At 66.7% G+C, this 17,368-nt stretch carries 17 protein-coding genes; 3 read left to right on the top strand and 14 right to left on the bottom strand.

What is annotated here, in order from left to right:
• Positions 1-3: 3 nt before the first annotated feature.
• From ACYPXD_RS15780 to ACYPXD_RS15790, 3 genes are all read right to left on the bottom strand, one after another.
• Positions 4-3,723, bottom strand: a complete 3,720-nt coding sequence (locus tag ACYPXD_RS15780) for a hydantoinase B/oxoprolinase family protein (RefSeq protein ID WP_459712887.1) — start codon at positions 3,721-3,723, stop codon at positions 4-6.
• Positions 3,724-3,980: 257 nt separating this feature from the next.
• Complete coding sequence (locus ACYPXD_RS15785; RefSeq protein WP_459712890.1) at positions 3,981-4,367, bottom strand: HrpB1 family type III secretion system apparatus protein; 387 nt, start codon at positions 4,365-4,367, stop codon at positions 3,981-3,983.
• 19 nt (positions 4,368-4,386) lie between these two features.
• Positions 4,387-4,701: a hypothetical protein gene (locus ACYPXD_RS15790; RefSeq protein WP_459712893.1), complete on the bottom strand. Its 315-nt coding sequence runs from the start codon at positions 4,699-4,701 to the stop codon at positions 4,387-4,389.
• A gap of 464 nt (positions 4,702-5,165) precedes the next feature.
• Here ACYPXD_RS15790 and ACYPXD_RS15795 point away from each other — a divergent pair, with 464 nt between their 5' ends.
• The gene (locus ACYPXD_RS15795; RefSeq protein ID WP_459712895.1) at positions 5,166-6,020 is read left to right on the top strand and encodes a methionyl-tRNA formyltransferase; all 855 of its coding nucleotides are present in this window, start codon (positions 5,166-5,168) and stop codon (positions 6,018-6,020) included.
• 199 nt (positions 6,021-6,219) lie between these two features.
• Here ACYPXD_RS15795 and ACYPXD_RS15800 read toward each other — a convergent pair whose 3' ends face one another.
• The 11 genes from ACYPXD_RS15800 to ACYPXD_RS15850 form a co-directional block, all read right to left on the bottom strand.
• Positions 6,220-7,182 carry a hypothetical protein gene (locus ACYPXD_RS15800; protein WP_459712899.1) on the bottom strand — a complete coding sequence of 321 codons (963 nt, stop codon included), beginning with the start codon at positions 7,180-7,182 and terminating at the stop codon, positions 6,220-6,222.
• A gap of 144 nt (positions 7,183-7,326) precedes the next feature.
• On the bottom strand, positions 7,327-7,806 hold the full coding sequence (locus ACYPXD_RS15805) for an HrpB1 family type III secretion system apparatus protein (protein ID WP_459712901.1): 480 nt from the start codon (positions 7,804-7,806) through the stop codon (positions 7,327-7,329).
• A gap of 184 nt (positions 7,807-7,990) precedes the next feature.
• Complete coding sequence (locus tag ACYPXD_RS15810) at positions 7,991-8,413, bottom strand: HrpB1 family type III secretion system apparatus protein (protein ID WP_459712903.1); 423 nt, start codon at positions 8,411-8,413, stop codon at positions 7,991-7,993.
• 53 nt (positions 8,414-8,466) lie between these two features.
• Positions 8,467-9,273, bottom strand: coding sequence for a type III secretion system export apparatus subunit SctT (gene sctT / locus ACYPXD_RS15815; protein WP_459712905.1), 807 nt, complete (start codon positions 9,271-9,273; stop codon positions 8,467-8,469).
• A gap of 57 nt (positions 9,274-9,330) precedes the next feature.
• The gene (locus ACYPXD_RS15820) at positions 9,331-9,819 is read right to left on the bottom strand and encodes a type III secretion system protein (protein WP_459712907.1); all 489 of its coding nucleotides are present in this window, start codon (positions 9,817-9,819) and stop codon (positions 9,331-9,333) included.
• A gap of 14 nt (positions 9,820-9,833) precedes the next feature.
• Positions 9,834-11,177, bottom strand: a complete 1,344-nt coding sequence (gene sctN, locus ACYPXD_RS15825; protein WP_459712910.1) for a type III secretion system ATPase SctN — start codon at positions 11,175-11,177, stop codon at positions 9,834-9,836.
• Positions 11,178-11,179: 2 nt separating this feature from the next.
• A complete protein-coding gene (gene sctL, locus ACYPXD_RS15830) occupies positions 11,180-12,013 on the bottom strand; it encodes a type III secretion system stator protein SctL (RefSeq protein WP_459712912.1) in 834 nt (277 codons plus the stop codon).
• Entirely contained in the window at positions 12,010-12,759 is a 750-nt protein-coding gene (locus tag ACYPXD_RS15835) for a type III secretion protein HrpB4 (RefSeq protein ID WP_459712914.1), read from the bottom strand. The genes sctL and ACYPXD_RS15835 overlap by 4 nt, the downstream gene beginning before the upstream one ends.
• Before the next feature lie 35 nt (positions 12,760-12,794).
• Entirely contained in the window at positions 12,795-13,610 is an 816-nt protein-coding gene (gene sctJ, locus ACYPXD_RS15840) for a type III secretion system inner membrane ring lipoprotein SctJ (protein ID WP_459712916.1), read from the bottom strand.
• 1 nt (position 13,611) lies between these two features.
• Complete coding sequence (locus ACYPXD_RS15845; protein ID WP_459712918.1) at positions 13,612-14,004, bottom strand: serine kinase; 393 nt, start codon at positions 14,002-14,004, stop codon at positions 13,612-13,614.
• A gap of 28 nt (positions 14,005-14,032) precedes the next feature.
• Positions 14,033-14,602, bottom strand: a complete 570-nt coding sequence (locus ACYPXD_RS15850) for an HrpB1 family type III secretion system apparatus protein (protein WP_459712920.1) — start codon at positions 14,600-14,602, stop codon at positions 14,033-14,035.
• Positions 14,603-14,965: 363 nt separating this feature from the next.
• On the opposite strand from ACYPXD_RS15850, the gene sctU reads away from it, so the two are divergent.
• Both sctU and ACYPXD_RS15860 read left to right on the top strand, forming a co-directional pair.
• A complete protein-coding gene (gene sctU / locus ACYPXD_RS15855; protein ID WP_459712922.1) occupies positions 14,966-16,024 on the top strand; it encodes a type III secretion system export apparatus subunit SctU in 1,059 nt (352 codons plus the stop codon).
• 5 nt (positions 16,025-16,029) lie between these two features.
• A partial coding sequence (locus ACYPXD_RS15860; protein WP_459712925.1) for an FHIPEP family type III secretion protein occupies positions 16,030-17,368 on the top strand: 1,339 nt, incomplete at its 3' end.

Here is a 17,368-nt window from a genome sequence, read left to right on the forward strand (position 1 = left end):
TGCTTACGCGGCGCGGCCATAGCCGCCACCGCCAGGCGTCTCGATCACGAATACGTCGCCGGGCTGCACGGTCGTCGTATGCGTCGCGTCGAAGCGTTCGATGTCGCCGCCGGCGCGCTCGATCCAGTTACGGCCGACGCGCCCGTTCTCGCCGCCCGCGAGGCCGAATGGTGGCACACGACGGCGGTTCGCCAGAATATTCGCGGTCATCGCGCGCGCAAAGCGGATGCGCCGCACCGCGCCGTCGCCGCCGGGTTGGCGGCCCGCGCCGCCGCTGCCCAGCCGGATCGCATGCTGCTCGACGATCACCGGGAAACGCCATTCGATCACTTCCGGGTCGGTCATCCGCGAGTTCGTCATATGCGTCTGCACCGCGGACGTGCCCGGATGGTCTTGCCCCGCACCGGAGCCGCCGGCAATCGTCTCGTAGTACTGTTGCGAGTCGTCGCCGAACGTGAAGTTGTTCATCGTGCCCTGCGAGCCCGCCATCACGCCCAGCGCACCGTACAGCGCATCGGTGACCGATTGCGACACCTCGACGTTGCCCGCGACCACCGCGGCCGGATACACCGGGTTCAGCATCGAGCCGTGCGGAATCACGATATCGATCGGACGCAACACGCCCTCGTTCATCGGAATGCCGTCGGCCAGCAGCGTGCGGAACACGTACAGCACCGCGGCCTTGCAGACGGAGCGCGGCGCATTGAAGTTGCTCGGCCGTTGCGCGCTCGTGCCGGTGAAGTCGACGCGCGCCTGCCGCTTCGCGTGATCGATCGACACTTTCACGCTGATCACCGCGCCATCGTCCATCTCATATGCGAACTCGCCGTCGCTGAGCGTGGCGATCGCGTTGCGCACCGCGCTTTCCGCGTTGTCCTGCACGTGGCCCATATACGCGAGCACGACCGGCGCGCTGTAGCGATCGACCGCGCGCAGCAGTTCCGACGCGCCGCATTCGCACGCGGCGATCTGCGCGGTGAGGTCCGCGATGTTCTGGTCGACGTTGCGGCTCGGATACGGTCCCGCCGAGAACAGCGCGCGCACCGGCGCTTCGAGGAAGCGGTCGGCCTCGACGATCTTCACGTTGTCGAGCAGCACGCCTTCCTCTTCGATCGTCGTGCTGTTCGGCGGCATCGAGCCGGGCGTGATGCCGCCGACGTCGCCGTGATGCCCGCGCGCGGCCACATAGAACAGCAGTTCGCCGCGCTCGCCGCCATACACCGGCATCACGACCGTGATGTCCGGCAGGTGCGTGCCGCCGTTGTACGGCACGTTCAGCATGTACACGTCGCCTTGCCGCATCGTCGCGCCGTGCTGCTGGATCACGCTCAGCACGCTGTCGCTCATCGAGCCGAGATGGACCGGAATATGCGGCGCATTCGCGATCAGCCCGCCCGCGCGGTCGAAGATCGCGCAGGAAAAGTCGAGCCGTTCCTTCATGTTGACCGAATACGACGTCTTTTCGAGCGCCACGCCCATCTGCTGCGCGATCGACATGAAGATATTGTTGAAGATCTCCAGGTGCACCGGGTGCCGCTCGGTGGTGATCGCGTGCGCCGCCGGCTGTCCGGTTTGCGCGGCCGCGCCGGCATCCTGTTCGAGCAGCAGCGTGCCGTCGCCGAGCACGGTCGCGTGCCACGACGGTTGCAGGATGATCGTCGAAATGTCCTCGGCGATCAGCGCCGGGCCGTCGAGCCGCGTGCCCACGGCGAGATGCTTGCGCACGTGGAGCGCCACCTGCTGTTCATGGCCCGCGATAAACATCCGCACGCGAGCGCTATCCGCCGCAACCTCCGTGAGCGCAGCGCCGCGCTTTGCCGCGCCGTCGCCGGCCACACCGCGAAGCGGCGCCGAGCCAGCCGCGCCGACCGCTTCGACGACGATCGATTCGACGACGAGTTGCTTGTCCGGCATCACGAAGCCAAAGCGCTTCTTGTGCAGCGTCTCGAATGCGTGCTTCATTTCAGCCGCGTCGGCGAACGGCACTTCGAGCGTCGAATCGGTGTTCAGATACTTGAGCCGCGCCGCGCGCGTCGCGGCGATCCGTTCGCGGTCGATGCGTTGTGCGATCAGCTCGCCGATCGCACCGCCCTCGAGTTCGTCATACTCCGCCAGCAGCGCGTCGACCGTGTTCGCATCCAGCGCCGCTTCGATCGCGCGTTCGCGCAGCACGCGCAGATCGGCGAGCCCCATGCCGAATGCCGACAGCACGCCGGCGAACGGATGCAGCACGATGCGCCGCATGCCGAGCGCCTCGGCCACCGCGCACGCATGCTGGCCGCCCGCCCCGCCGAACGCGCACAGCGCGTAATCGGACACATCGTGCCCGCGCTCGACCGAAATCGTCTTGATCGCCTGCGCCATATTGTCGACCGCCACCGCGAGGAAGCCTTCGGCCACAGCCTCGGCGCTCATCACGCGGCCGGTTTCGCGGCGCACCTTCTGCCCGAGCATCGTGAACTTATGGCGCACTGTGTCGGCGTCGAGCGGCAGATCGCCATTCGGTCCGAACACATGCGGAAAATGATCGGGCTGCACGCGCCCCAGCATCACGTTGCAGTCGGTCACGGTCAGCGGGCCGCCGTTGCGATAGCAGGCCGGCCCCGGGTAGGCGCCCGCCGATTCCGGTCCCACCTTGAAGCGGCCGTTCTCGAAGCTGCAGATCGAGCCGCCGCCGGCGGCGACCGTATGAATGTCCATCATCGGCGCGCGCACGCGCACGCCGGCCACCTGGGTCTCGAACACGCGTTCGTACGCGCCGTCGTAGTGCGCGACGTCGGTCGACGTGCCGCCCATGTCGAAACCGATCACCTTATGCTCGCCGACCGCCTCGCAGGTCTTCACCGCGCCGACGATGCCGCCGGCCGGGCCGGACAGAATCGCATCCTTGCCGCGGAAGTGTTGCGCTTCGGCGAGTCCGCCGCTCGATTGCATGAACATCAGCCGTACCGAACCGGTATGGCGCGACACGCGCTCGACGTAGTCTTCGAGCACCGGCGACAGATACGCATCGACCACCGTCGTATCGCCGCGGCCCACGAGCTTCATCAGCGGGCTCACCTCGTGACTCAGCGAAATCTGCCGGAAGCCCGTTTCGCGCGCGATCGCGGCAACCCGCGATTCGTGCTGCGAAAAACGGTAGCCGTGCATCAGCACAATCGCAATCGACGTGATGCCGCTTGCGCGCGCATCCTTCAATGCGGCGCGCGTCGCCGTTTCGTCGAGCGGCTTGAGCACTTCGCCGCGCGCGCCGATGCGCTCGTCGATCTCGACCACACGCTCGTACATCTGCGAAGGCAGTTCGATATGCCGCGCGAAAATATCGGGACGCTCCTGGTAACCGATGCGCAGCTGATCCGCAAAGCCGCGCGTAATCGCGAGCAGCGTGCGTGCGCCCTTGCGCTCGAGCAGCGCATTGGTCGCCACCGTCGTGCCCATCTTCACGACTTCGATCCGGTGCTGCGGCAGCGCATCGTCGGCCGCGAGCCCGAGCAGGTCGCGCATGCCCTGTACGACCGCGTCCTGGTAGCGCTCCGGATTCTCCGAGAGCAACTTGTGCGTCATGAGTTCGCCGTCGGGCCGGCGCGCGACGATGTCGGTGAACGTGCCGCCGCGATCGACCCAGAACTGCCAGCGGCCGTCGTCCGCCCCCGTGGTTTGCGGCGCGTCGCCTTCGAGAGCGGCGGCCGTCTGTTTTTGGTCCGTATTCGAATTCACTTCCATTGCCTCACTTTCATTGCATCGAGTCTCCCTTCACGGCTGCGGCGCGACGGATCGCATGCCGGCGATCGGGCACAACTTATTCGCAGCATCGGCGCGATTGTCCAGGCGCGGCCCCGGTGGAGTCGAGGCAGAAAAATAAATCCGCCGCATAAGAAAAACGTATGACGGCGGAAAGGCAACGGATCACGCGGGCAGCGGCACGCATCGCGCAGCAACGGCCTGTGGCCGCGCGGTGATACACGCCGCGCGGCGTGACGTCATGCGGCGAATACATCGTCCGCGTGCTCGACCGGGCGGCTCAGCAATTGCCGCATGGTGCGTTGGATATACGGGTCCGCGCTGTCCTCGTGCGCGACCGCGAAGCTGTGCCACGTCGGATCGCCGAGCACACGCAGACAGAGCGCCTTGAGCTCGGGGCAGCGCTCGTCCGGCAGGCCGTTGACCATTTGCCATGCGTCGTGCGGCCGGCCGCGCTGGATCGCGATCATGACCGGAAACGCCAGAATCTCCCGTGTTTCCGGATATTCCGTATGCATGTGTTCGAGCAGCGCGTCGGCGTCGTCGAGCCGCGATGTCTTGATGCAGTCGACAATCGATCGCGCGAGGCTCGCAGCCTCGCTATTGATGGTGGGAAGCGTTTGCATGATTGACTCGCTGTGTGGCTCAGGCGGAGGTCGAGTCGTCGCCGTCGCCGGCGTCGTTCTTCTCGTCGCCCGGCATGATCGCGTCCACCGCCGCGACGCCGCTCTCCATGATGGTCGTCGCGGCGAGCCCCTCGGGGGTCAGCGCTTCCGCGCCCTCGCCCGCCTTGAAGGCGCCTTTGACCATGCCGCCGACGCCGCCCGCCATTTCCTTCGGGTTCAGATCGATCGCGCCTTTGGCGACATGCGCGACGCCTTCCACGACGTGCGCGGCTCCGCCGACAACGTCCTTGCACGCGTCGCCAACGTCCTTGAATATGCTTCCGATCAAGCTCATCTGTGCTTCTCCCAGTCGATCAACGATGCGTCCGCGGTGGGGACGCCAAACGGAAAGCGCGTGCTTCCCGGCTCATGACGTGAATCTATCGAAGCGCTCCATCGCGACCCTGATCGATGCGAAAACCGTACGCGAAACGCGAATGACGAACGCGCGTGGCCGCGTGCGATAACCCGCGCGTCAACACGTCAGTTTGTTCGTGCGTCAGCACACCGGTTGAAACGACGATCCGTATAACGAACCAGCGCTTCCGCTCAAGCCTCACGCCGCGCGCTCGCGATGCCCACGCATTCGCGGTTGCCGACAAAACTTCCGGCGTCGCCGGCGCACCCGCCGCCAGTCTCCGTAGTCTTGCGACGCGGCCTGCCATCGCCGATGGCGCAAGGCGCGCGCGGCGTTCGCGACATCGCGTCGTTCGAACGCCGGCAACCCGGCACAGGCCGGCAGCACGGAGGACATCCATCATGCGTTTCGCTTTCGCCGGTTTCGACCGGTGGCGCGTCGTCTTCGACGCATTCGTCGACGCGGGCTGGGACCCGGTCGCGCTTTACACGGTTCCGGTCGACAACCGCACCGACTTCAACAGCGAGCTGGTCGGCCGCGCACAGCGTGCGCGCATTCCCGTGCAGCTGTCACGAATCACTGAAGCGGATCTGCGCGCGCTCGCGGAGCGGCAATGCGACGTGCTGGTCGTCGCGGGCTATATGTGGCGCATTCCGGACTGGCACGCGCAGCTGCGCTATGCGATCAACTTTCATCCGGCGCCGCTGCCGGTTGGGCGCGGGCCGTATCCGCCGATCCAGGCGATTCTCGAAGATCGCCGCGCGTGGGGCGTGAGCTGTCACCGGATCGCGCCGGAATTCGATACCGGCGAGGTACTCGCGGAAGAGCCGTTTGCGCTCGACGCGGACGAATGGCATGAGACGCTGCAACTGAAATTGCAGATCGCCGCGCGACAACTCGCGGCGCGCGTGGCAGCCAATTTCGAGGGCCTGTGGCACGAAGCCCGCCCGCAGGAACAAGGCAGCTACTGGCCGCGCATCGCCGACGCCGCACGCACACTCGATTTCACGCAGCCGGTCGAGAACGTGATGCGCACCGTGCGCGCGTGCGGTCTCTACGAATGCATCGCGCCGCTGCGCGGCCAGTCCGTGTTCGTCCGGCGTGCGGCCGCATGGCGGGAACCGCATGCTTACGAGCCGGGACAGGTCGTGCACGAATACCGTCTCTGGATTGTGATCGCGGCAGCCGACGGATTCGTCGCGCTGATCGAATGGAGCCCGCTGCGCGAAGATTGGCGCGCACGCATCCGGCCTTGAGTCGGGCCTTGAGTCGGGCCATGAGTCGGGCCATGAGCCCGCTTGCGACGGCATCGCGAACCCGCGTGCCGTCGCGCGTAAAAACGCCACGTGCGAAGCAATGCGTCGGCTTTCGCCTTCAGCATGGCCCCGCACGTGGCGTCGTTGCTCACGGCATCGGCGGTCGACGGGCTTCGCCGTAACGGCGAAGCCGCGTCGCTTACGCGAGACCGTTCGCGTTCAGGCCGCCTTGCGCGGCCCACTGGAGGTTGGCGCCACCCGATTTGGCATCCGCGCCACCGACATCGTGCGTCTCGATCTTTTCGAACTGGCTCGGGTTCTGCATCATGTAATTCGCTGCCTGCGACACCGCCGGCGGCGTATTGCCGTCGGTGTTCTGCGACAGCTTGTACAGGTCGTCCATCGTCAGCGAACCCTTGCCGTTCGCGTCCATATACGCGTTGAGCGTGCCCGACGCGCTTTGCGCATTCATCTGTCCGGCAGCCGGCGTGCTGCCGGACGACGGCGTCGCGCTGCCCGTGGACGGCGTGCCGGGCGTATTGCCCGCTGCGCCGAGCCCACCTTGCGCGGCCCACTGGAAGTTGCTCGCGCCCGACTTGCCGTCCGCGCCGCCCACATCGTGCGTCTCGATCTGGTTGAACACGCCCGGGTTCTGCATCATGTAGTTCGCTGCCTGCGACACCGCCGGCGGCGTATTGCCGTCGGTGTTCTGCGACAGCTTGTACAGGTCGTCCATCGTCAGCGAACCCTTGCCGTTCGCGTCCATGTACGCGCCCAGCGTGCCCGATGCGCTTTGCGCGGTCATCTGTCCCGTTGACGGCGACGTGGACGACGCGGGCGCGCTGCCCGTAGCCGGTGCACTGCCCGTGGACGGCGTGCTGCTGTACGGCGGCGGCGCGCTACCCGTGGGCGGCGTGGCGCTATACGGCGGCGGCGCGCTACCCGCGGGCGGCGTGGCGCTATACGGCGGCGGCGCACTGCCTGCGCCCGACTCGCCGCCACCGCCGTTCTCACCCTCCAGCTTCGACAGCGCTTCGCCAAGCATCTGCACGAGCTGCTGCACCAGATCGTGATCGCCGCCACCCTTCGACGGGCCTTCCGGCGTCCGGTTCAGATAATCGACCGGATTGGTACTGTATTGGACCGAATTCGTAGACGACATGATGATGTTCCCGTGATATGAAGTGAAGTTAAGTTGTCTGAACCATTGACGTCAGTTGCAAAAACCAGTCTAGGATCGGACGCATGCGCGGCACTCAGGCTGCACGAAAATTCCAGTTAAAACGCGAATGGCCGCAACCGCATCTCACGCGCGGACCCACATCGCCGATGCTGCAAAACTGCTCGCGTCATGCGACGGCGCGGCCGCGGCAGGCGCGGGCTCCGCGGACGCGTCGCGCCCGCCGGCCTTCGCCGCCCGTTCAAGCAGCCGGTTGCCGATCTTCGCCGCTTCGACGTTCTCGCGTTGCTCGGCCGCCGTGCGCGCATAGCTGTGCCACAGCGGGTCCTCGAGGCCGAACAGACACACGGCCATCAGCGCCGCATGCAACGCCGAGCGTTTCGCTTCGAGGTCGTCGTCCTCGAGCACGCGCAACGCGTCCATCCACGCCTGGCGGCGCACATGGCGCCACGCGACGACCGTGCCCGCGCCCTTCCAGCGCGGCCGCAGCACACGGATCGCATCGAGCAGATCTTCGAAGTCCGATGCCTCGTCGATCTGCGATGCGACCCACAGCACCTTGGTCAGGCCGCCGGCAACGTCATCCCTGCATCTTGTGTAAGTCACGATATCCTCGCCTGCTTGAAATCCTGCAATGGAAATTCCCTATGACGGCGCTCACCGTCGGACCTCGCGAGCATCGCAGCGCATCCGCGCTTCGCACGCAGTCCGTCGCATGGCGTTCAGTCTCCCCGTATGCGGCCGCTCGCCCGCGAAACGACGCGAATCAAACGTACGTCGTGCGAACGTGTCATCGGCCCGAGCACGGCGCATGCTGACGCTGGTCACGCGGTTCGATCTCGGGCGCCGACAGCAGCGCCAGCGCGGTGCGCGTCGCCATCGCGTCGTCGGACTGATAGGCCGCCGCGTACGCATAAGTGCGCCATGAGGGATCGCCGAGCGCATACAGCGCAAGCGCGGTCAACGCCATGCCGAGCGCCGATAGCGCGCCGTCCCGCTCGACCCGCCGCAGCTCGTGCAGCGCTTCGCCCCACGTGCGCGCGCGCACGTGCCACCACGCGATCGCCACGCGCGGCTCGGTGGCGGCCGGGTCCAATACCGCGATCGCGTCGAGCAGATCCTGCAGATCCGACAGCGTGTCGAGCCGCACGCCGGCCCACAGCACGCCAATCATGCCGGCGACGATCTCGCGGCCCTCGTTGATGTCACACATGGTCGTCCTCCGGGCACTGCGCCCGAATAGTGATAATTCGCACAGCGCGCACGTTAGCGGCCGTTCGCCAGCGCGCGCGCCTCGGCGACGACACCGCCGAGTGACAACTGGTCGTGCACCTGGTCGATGAACACGCCGGCCATCAGCGCGAGCATCAGAATCGTCAGCGCGCCTTTCACCGGCTGCGACATCGAATGCAGATCGAGCTTCTGCGACACCTTGCCCGTGAAGCCGAAGCCAATGTCGATCAGCAGGAGCAACAGCATCATCGGCGTGGCGAGCTTCGCGACGGTCTCCATCAGCGAGTCGGTCTTCTGCAACACGAATGATTCGAGAATCTGCCCGCCGGCCGGCATCAGGTTCGCGAGCGGCCACCAGCGGTACGATTCGTAGACCGCGCCGAGCAGGAACGTCATGCCGCCGAGCAGCCAGAACGCCGCGATCGCGAACTGGCTCAGCAGCGTCGACGTCAGCGACGTCTGTTGCCCCTGGCTCGGGTTCGACATCTGCACCTGGTTGAAACCGGTCAGGTCGTCGACGTACGTGCCGACGCTTTCGGCCGCCCAGAACACCGTCGACGCGATAAAGCCGAGCGCCACGCCGATCAGCGCCTCTTTCAGACCGATCGCGACCAGCATCGTCGGGTCGCCCTGCTCGATCATGCCGCGCTGCCCGTACGCGACGAAGCTGCTCCACAGCATCGCGAGCGCGGTTCGCACGCGTCCCTGCAACACGCCTTCCGCGGTGGGCGGAAAAATCATCATCAGCACCAGCAGCCGCTCGCTGCACAGCGCGAGCACCATCAGATACCGGATCACCTCGTGACCGGAACGGATCGCTTCCAGCGAGACCCCGCTCATTTCGCTTCACCCCGATTGTGTTCTGTTTCGTTTTGCTTCAATGCGCGCACGGCGTTGTCACACCATGCGCGCGCCGGGACGACGGCTTTCCGATGCTTCCTCGTCCTGCGCATCCTCGATCGCCGCTTCGATCGCCTTCACCAGCGCATCGCGCCGTTTGCCGTAGATATCGATGCGCGCGCGGTTGCGTACGATCTGCGTCGACGTCTTGTCGACCTCCGCCTGCTTCGCGGCGAGCGCGGCCTCTTCCTGCGCGACCTGCGCCTGCGCCGCCGCGTGCCGCTCGGCCGCGACCGCGCGAAACTCGCGCAGCATCAGCAACGCATCGGCGCGAAACGTACTGCTGCCGAACATCGCGTCGATCTTGCCGTCCTGCTGCGCGAGTTCCGCGGCCTGCACATCGGCCGCGCCGCGCCGCTCGTCGACGACGGCACGCTGCGCACGATGTGCGGCACGCTGCGCGGCGAGCGCCGCATTGAGCTTGCGCTCCGCCTTGCGACGGCGCACCAGCACCTGTTCGAGCCCAGTCACACGCCGATCTTTCATCGCCCGCTCCGCGCTCAGGACTGCACGAGCTCGCGCAACGCCGCAAGCGTTTCGCCGACATCGACGAGGCGATCGGTTTCCTGCCCGAGAAACGCGCGAATCGCGTCGATCTTGCGAATCGCCTCGTCGGCAAGCGGATCGGTGCCGCTCTGGTATTCGCCGACCTGCAACAGCAGCTCGACTTCCTTGTGCTTGGCCATCAACCGGCGCACGTGGCCGGCTGCGGCGACGTGCTCGCGTCCGACCACCTGCGTCATCACGCGCGACAGACTGCCGAGCACGTCGATGGCCGGATAGCGGTTTTGCGCAGCGATCTCGCGGGACAGAATCATGTGGCCGTCGAGAATGCCGCGTACTTCCTCGGCGATCGGGTCACCGCCCGACTCGTCTTCGGCGAGCACCGTATACAGCGCGGTAATCGACCCGCGTTCGGCGCGGCCCGTGCGTTCGAGCAGCCGCGGCAGCTCGGCGAAAATCGATGGCGGAAAACCGCGCCGCGTCGGCGGCTCGCCCATCGCGAGGCCGATCTCGCGCTGCGCGCGCGCAAAACGCGTCAGCGAGTCCATCATCAGCAGCACGCGCAAGCCGCGGTCGCGAAAGTATTCGGCCACCGCGGTCGCCGCATAAGCGGCTTTCGCGCGTTCGATCGACGAGCGATCCGAGGTCGCGCACACCACGACCGACCGCGCCATCCCTTCCGGCCCGAGAATGTGCTCGACGAATTCGCGCACTTCGCGGCCGCGCTCGCCGATCAGCGCGATCACGTTGATATCGCATTGCGCGCCGCGCGCGAACATGCCCATCAGCGTGCTCTTGCCGACGCCGGCGGGCGCGAAGATACCCATGCGCTGGCCTTCGGCGAGCGTCATCATGCCGTCCACCACGCGCACGCCGGTCGGCATCGGCTGGTCGAGCACCGGGCGGCTCATCGGATTCGGCGGATCGGCGATGATCGGCTGAAACTCGTCGCATTCGAGTTCGCCCTTGCCGTCGATCGGCTGGCCGAGGCTGTCGATCACGCGGCCAAGCAGCTTGTCGCCGATACGCAGCGCAAGCGGGCGTTTCAGCCCGAACACGCGGGTGTCGCGCGACACATTGCCGAGCCGCCCGAACGGCGACAGCAACGCGATGTCGCGCGAAAAGCCGACCACCTCCGCGGATTGCAGCAGTTCGCCCTGCGGCGAGCGCAGTTCGCAGAGTTCGCCGAGCGTCACGTCGAGACCGGACACGCGCAGGAGTGTGCCGATCACCTCCTGGACCTTGCCGCAAGCGGCCGGCTGCGGCCGCCCGCGCAATTCGCGTTCGATTGCGTCGGCAAGATGGGTGAAAGCGGGCGGTGCGGTTGTTTCCGTGAGCATGATCAGATTTCCTGTACGTCCGCGGCCAGGCACTCGGCCGGCTCTTGCCCATGCTCTTCTTCCGGCTCAGGCCCTTGCTCGTGCTCGTGCTCTTCTGCCGGCTCCTGCGCGCAGGCATGCTCATCGGCTACGCTGCCGACCGCGCGCGACAGCGCATCGCGGATCGCCGCCAGTTGCAGCGCGAGGCTCGCATCAACGGCGCCGAGATCCGATTCGCAGACACACGCGCCCGCCTCGAGCGCCGTATCGGCATGCACCTGCAACCGTACCGCGCGACCCGCGCCGCGCCAGCCGTGCGCGGCTTCGTCGAACGCCGTGCGTGCGGCCGCGAGGTCGTCCGGATGCACGCGCACGCGCACCGGGCTGCCGTCCGCGACGATGCGCTCGACGCTCGCAGCGGCGCGCGCGAACAGCACGGCCGGCTCGGTCGACGCGACGATCTGCTCGACCGCGAGCGCGACCAGTTCGGCAAGACGCTCGCGCTGCCGGCGGCCGAGCGACTGCGCATCGGCCGCCGCGACGGTGCAGCGCGTGTGCCAATCCGCGAGCGCGTTGCGCAGGCCGTCGTCGTAGCCGCGCCGCGACGCCGCCGCAAAATCGTCCTGCGCTTGCGCGACGAGTGCCTGCGCTTGTGCGCGCGCGTCTTCGACCAACGCCAGCGCATCGGCACGCGCCGCGTCTAGCGCCGCCTCGCAGCGCTCGTTGATCTCGCGGCACGCGGCATCGAGATCGACCACGGCCGCGAACTGCGCGCCGCGCAACACATCGTCCGCGAGGCCGACGCCGTGCCCGGCAGCGGGCCCTTCGACCTGCGGATTGCGTAACCAGACCGTCATGGCCACTCCGGAAAGAGATCGGGCAATTGCGAAACAATCGAGAGACTCGGATTCCATTCATCGACGGCAAACGCGGCGGCGGGCGTCGCGCCCGCTGCGCTGCCCCGTGCTTCCTCGCGCATTTCTTCGGGCAACGCGAATTGCGCGATCGCAAGCGGACCAGCCGCAGGCCAGCCGCATTCACGCGCGAACAGACGCAAGCCGCGCCACGCCAACGCATCCGCCGCTGCCGGGCCAAGCGGCACCGCATGCGCCGGGCTCGCCGCGTTGCCGCCGCCGAGGTCGCGCGGCCGCGAGAGCAGCAGGCGCGTGCCTTGCGGCCCGACCCAGTCGTTCAATTGCGCGCGGCGCGGCCGGTCGATCCACGAGCGGATTTCGTCCGTGTGCTCGAACAGCGCGCGCAAGCGGAACGCGGCGACGCATATCCGCATCGGCATCTGGATCAGCTCGACGCCCGGCGCGCTGAAGGTTTGCCACGACGGCGCCGGCACGCCCGAGTCATCGAGAAACGCATCGGCTAGCGCCGCGGCATGCGGCCCGTCCGATCCCTGCACCCGATCCGCGAACGGCACGCGAGCACGCCGCAGCGGGTGCATCCAGTCGAACAGCGAGTGCCGGTGCCGCCGATATCCGATCAGCCGCGCCGCGACGTCTTGCGCGGCCACGGCGTCAGCGCCGCCGGCCGCGCCGGTTTCACCGCGCCCAAGCCCGTCGCCATCGCCGCCGCCATGCTCGTAGTCGTTCATCGGATACCCCTCGCGAAACCGTCGTCAGCGCCGTATCAGGCCGGCACTTTCGGTACACGCGCGCCGCCGCGGCGCCGCGCCAGCAGCCCCGTTAGCGCACCGCCGCCGAGCTTCTGCGCGGTGCCGCGCCACAGCGCGAACGCCGCGGCGAGCGCGAGCAGAAACACGCCGAACGCGCCGCCCGCATAGATCAGCGAACCGTCGCGCTGACTCTGCGGCGGCCGCACGCTGAGCGGATCGGCCGGCACCGACGTGACGCTGACCTGGTCGTAGGTCAGCCCTTCGATGCTGTGCACGACGAGGTTCTTGATCGCGGGCGTCAGCGTCTCGAGGCTCGCATCGGCCCGATACTTGATAAACACGGAAGCCGACGAAGGCTTGGCCGACTGCGCGAGCGGGTCGTTGTTCGGCAGCACGATCTGCACGCGCGCGACCACCACGCCGTCGATCTTCGACAACGTATCGTCGAGTTCCTGCGACAGGCCGTAAATGAAGCGCACGCGCTCCTCGGTCGGCGTCGACACGAGACCGTCCTTCTTGAACAGCGACCCGAGGTCGTCGTACTTCTTGCCCGGGATGCCGCGCGCGCGCAGGATTTCCATCGAACGCACGAGCTGCTTCTCGTCGACGCTAACCGACCAGGTCTTGCCGCCATCCGGCGTGGTCTTCTGCGCATCGACGCCGTACTCGATCAGCGCGGCGACGATCTGGTTGCAATCGTGCTCGCTGAGCTGTCCGTACAGCTCCTTCTGGCACGCGGTGAGCGACAGCGCGAGCACGATGCACGGCGCGAGCCGGCGCCAGCGCGGCCATGCGCGCCGGAGCCTTGTGGATTGAGCGGTGGTATTCATATCACTGGTTCTTCATCAGGGTCTGGACCGCGTCCTTCGACGACTGCACGGTGGCCATCTTCACCTGCAGGTCCGCGTTCAGGCTGGCAATCTCGAGCTGGATCGTCATGTCGGCGGCCGCGAGGCGCTCCATCGACAGCGCGCTCATGTGATGCATCATGTACATCACGTCGTTGGGCACCTGCCGGTAGTAGTCGGCCTGCTCCTCGATCGCCTTGGTCACGATGTTGTTGCCGTGCTGCGCGTTGCCCGTCTGATGCACGCCGGGCTCGGCCTGCGCGAGCAGCATCTGGAACCGGTCGACGAGTTCCTGCGGCGCGGCGTTAGAGTCGTGGCCGATCTCCGTGACGCGCTGAATCTGATATTCGAACTGCGAGGCAAGGTTGGGGTTCATGTCCGTTCTCCATGGAATCGCGACAGGCTCAAATACGCATGTACTGCATCGTGGCCAGCAGATCGCAGGCCGTCTGTGACGACGCCGCGAGCGTGCCGGCGTCCTGGTTGCTGTCCGCGTTTTCGAGTGCGAGCGCGGATTCCGGCGCGACAAAGCGCCCGGTGCGACGCGCCGCGGCCACCGCATGCCGCAAGTCGTCGCGTGCAAGAAACGTCTTCGCCAGCCGGCCGACATCGTCGCCCGCGTGTTCGTCGGCGAGCCGGCGTGCTTCGTCCTGCCAGCCGAACACGTCGCGTTCCTTCATGCATTGCAACAGCATGCCCTTGCTGGCCGGCAGGCAGACCGAGCGCGCGACCAGATCGCGGAACAGCGCTTCCGCTGCCTCCCAGTCTTCGCGCCACATCAGCAGCCAGCCGTCGAAGAACGCGAACTCCGCGCAGGTCGGGCGCATCAGGTGCAATGCGTCGATCGCCTGCTCGAGGTCGTCGGTATCGACTGCCGGCGGCGTATTGCCGGCGGCAAAAGCGGCTCTCACCAGTTCGACCACCGCGCCGACCGCTTCCGCCGGACACCGCAGCCGCTCCTTCTGAACGTTCATCCCTTTCTCCCAGGAAAATCAGATTCGATATCACGCGCCAGGCCAATCGTGCGCTCCTGTTGTCGAGCGAAAGTTACGCAATCCATAACGTGCGCCACGATGGGTGCGCGAAAAATCTCACTGTTATGCGAAGCCCGCACGCGGCGCGGCGCCCGTGCCGCAACGGTGCCGGTCATGCTTCGCGACCCCCGCCCAAATTTCGCATCGGACGCCGGGCTCGCGCCGGGCCGCGGCTACTTTTGCGTCCGTGTCCTGGCGGCGATTGCGGTGCCGATCCATCCGGCAGACGGCAAGCGCCGCAGGAAGCAACGCGGGAAACAACGCAAACGGAAACGCACGACGACGCGCGGGGAAGCAACGCATATGAGCGACGAAAAGACCGAACAGCCTTCCGACCAGAAGCTCCGAAAGGCGCGCGAACAAGGTCAGGTGGCGAAAAGCACCGACCTCGTCGAGGTCGCGTGTCTCGGCGCGATCTACCTGACGCTGCAGTCCGGCGAACACTATCTGGCGGACACGCTGCGCGCGGTCGTGAAGGACGCACTCGATTTCTGCGCGAGCGACCGGTCGCTGCACGAACTCGCCGTCGCCGCCGCCGACATCGGCATGCATGCGGCCGCGCTGCTATGCGGCGTCGCGGCGATCGCGATGGGCGCCGCGTTCCTCGCGCTTGCGCCGCAGACCGGCCTGCAGATGTCGTTCGAGTCCGTGATGCCGAAATTCACGTCGGTCAGCCCCGGCTCCGGCATCACGAAGATCTTCTCGATGAATTCCGCGATCGACCTGATGAAGATGACCGTGAAGGCGGCGATCATCGTCGCGGTGATGTGGCAGACGATCGAATCGGCGATGCCGGTTGTCGCGAGCGCGCTGAACCAGTCGATTCCGCAGTTGATCCACGTGTTGTGGTCGGTCCTGATGCGCATCCTCGCGGTCGCGCTCGGCGTGTTCGTCGCGATCGGCGTATTCGACTTCCAGTTGCAGAAGTGGCTCTTCATCCGCAAGAACCGCATGTCGAAGGACGAACTCAAGCGCGAACACAAAGAGAACGACGGCAACCCCGAAATGAAGGGCGAGCGCAAGCGTCTTGCGAAGCAACTGTCGCAGGAAGGTCCGAAACGCGGCGTCGCGAACGCGAACGTCGTGGTGGTGAACCCGGTTCACTACGCGGTCGCGCTGCGCTACGACCCGGTCGAGTTTCCGCTGCCCGTCGTGCTCGCGAAAGGCACCGACGAACAGGCGCTGCTGCTGCGCCGCTATGCGACCGAAGCCGGCGTGCCGATCGTCGCGAATCCGCCGGTCGCGCGGATGCTGTACAAGGTGCCCGAAAACCAGCCGGTTCCCGAGGAACTGTTCGAAGTCGTCGCGGCGATTCTCCGCTGGGTCGACGGTCTTGCGATTCAACCTGCCAGAACGGAGTAGACGTCATGTTCAACAACCTGAAGCTCCCGGGCTTCGGCGAAGCCGGTATCGCGGTGCTGCTGATCGCGATCGTCTCGCTGATGATCCTGCCGTTGCCGCCGGCCATCATCGACGGCCTGCTCGCGATCAACATCACGATCAGCGTCACGCTGCTGATGGTCACGATGTATGTCGGCAATATCGCGACGCTGTCGGCGTTTCCGTCGGTGCTGCTGTTCACGACGCTTTACCGGCTGTCGCTGAACATCGCGTCGACCAAATCGATCCTGCTGCACGCCGATGCCGGCAACATCATCGAGAGCTTCGGCGAACTCGTGGTGGGCGGCAATCTGGTCGTCGGCCTGGTCGTGTTCGTGATTATCTCGGTGGTGCAGTTCATCGTGATCGCGAAAGGCTCCGAGCGGGTCGCCGAAGTCGGCGCGCGTTTCACGCTCGATGCGTTGCCCGGCAAGCAGATGAGCATCGACGCCGATCTGCGCGCGAATATCCTGACCGCCGACGAGGCGCGCAAGAAACGCGCGCGGCTCGCGGTCGAAAGCCAGCTGCACGGCGGCATGGACGGCGCAATGAAGTTTGTGAAAGGCGATGCGATCGCCGGCCTGATGATCACGATGATCAACATCGTCGCCGGCATCGCGGTGGGCGTCGCGTATCACGGGATGTCGGCCGGCGAGGCGGCGAACCGCTTTTCGGTGCTGTCGGTCGGCGACGCGATGGTGTCGCAGATTCCGTCGCTGCTGATTTCCGTCGCGGCCGGCGTGATGATCACGCGCGTGGCCGACGACAGCGGCGGCGAACCGAGCCGCTCGCTCGGCGAGGAAATCACCCGCCAGTTCAGCGGCAATGCGCGTGCGCTGTACTTTTCCGCGCTGCTGCTGCTCGGCTTCGCCGCGGTGCCCGGCTTCCCGGCGCCGCTGTTCGTGCTGCTCGCGGGGCTGCTGGCGTTCGTCGGCTACCGGATGCAGAAGCAGCAACGCCGCCCCGCCGGCGGCGGCAAGCCGGTCGGCGCACTGCAACGCGCGGGCGCGAAAGGCGACGCGCCGTCGATCCTGCCGCAGCCGCCGCAGTTCACCTGCCCGCTCGGCGTGCGTCTCGCGCCGGACGTCAGCCAGCGTCTCGCGGCCGACGCGCTCGACGGCGCGTTCGACAAGCAGCGCTCGGCATTGCAGGCCGAAGTCGGACTGCCGTTCCCCGGCATCATGATGTGGACCGACGACACGCTGCCCGCCGACACCTACGAGGTGCTGATCTACGACGTGCCGCACGGGCGCTCGACGCTCGCCGACGCCGCGCAGGCGGCGAGCGCCGCGAGCGCCGCGAGCGCCGACACATCCGCACAGCCGA

The organism is Paraburkholderia sp. 2C (genome assembly GCF_054589215.1).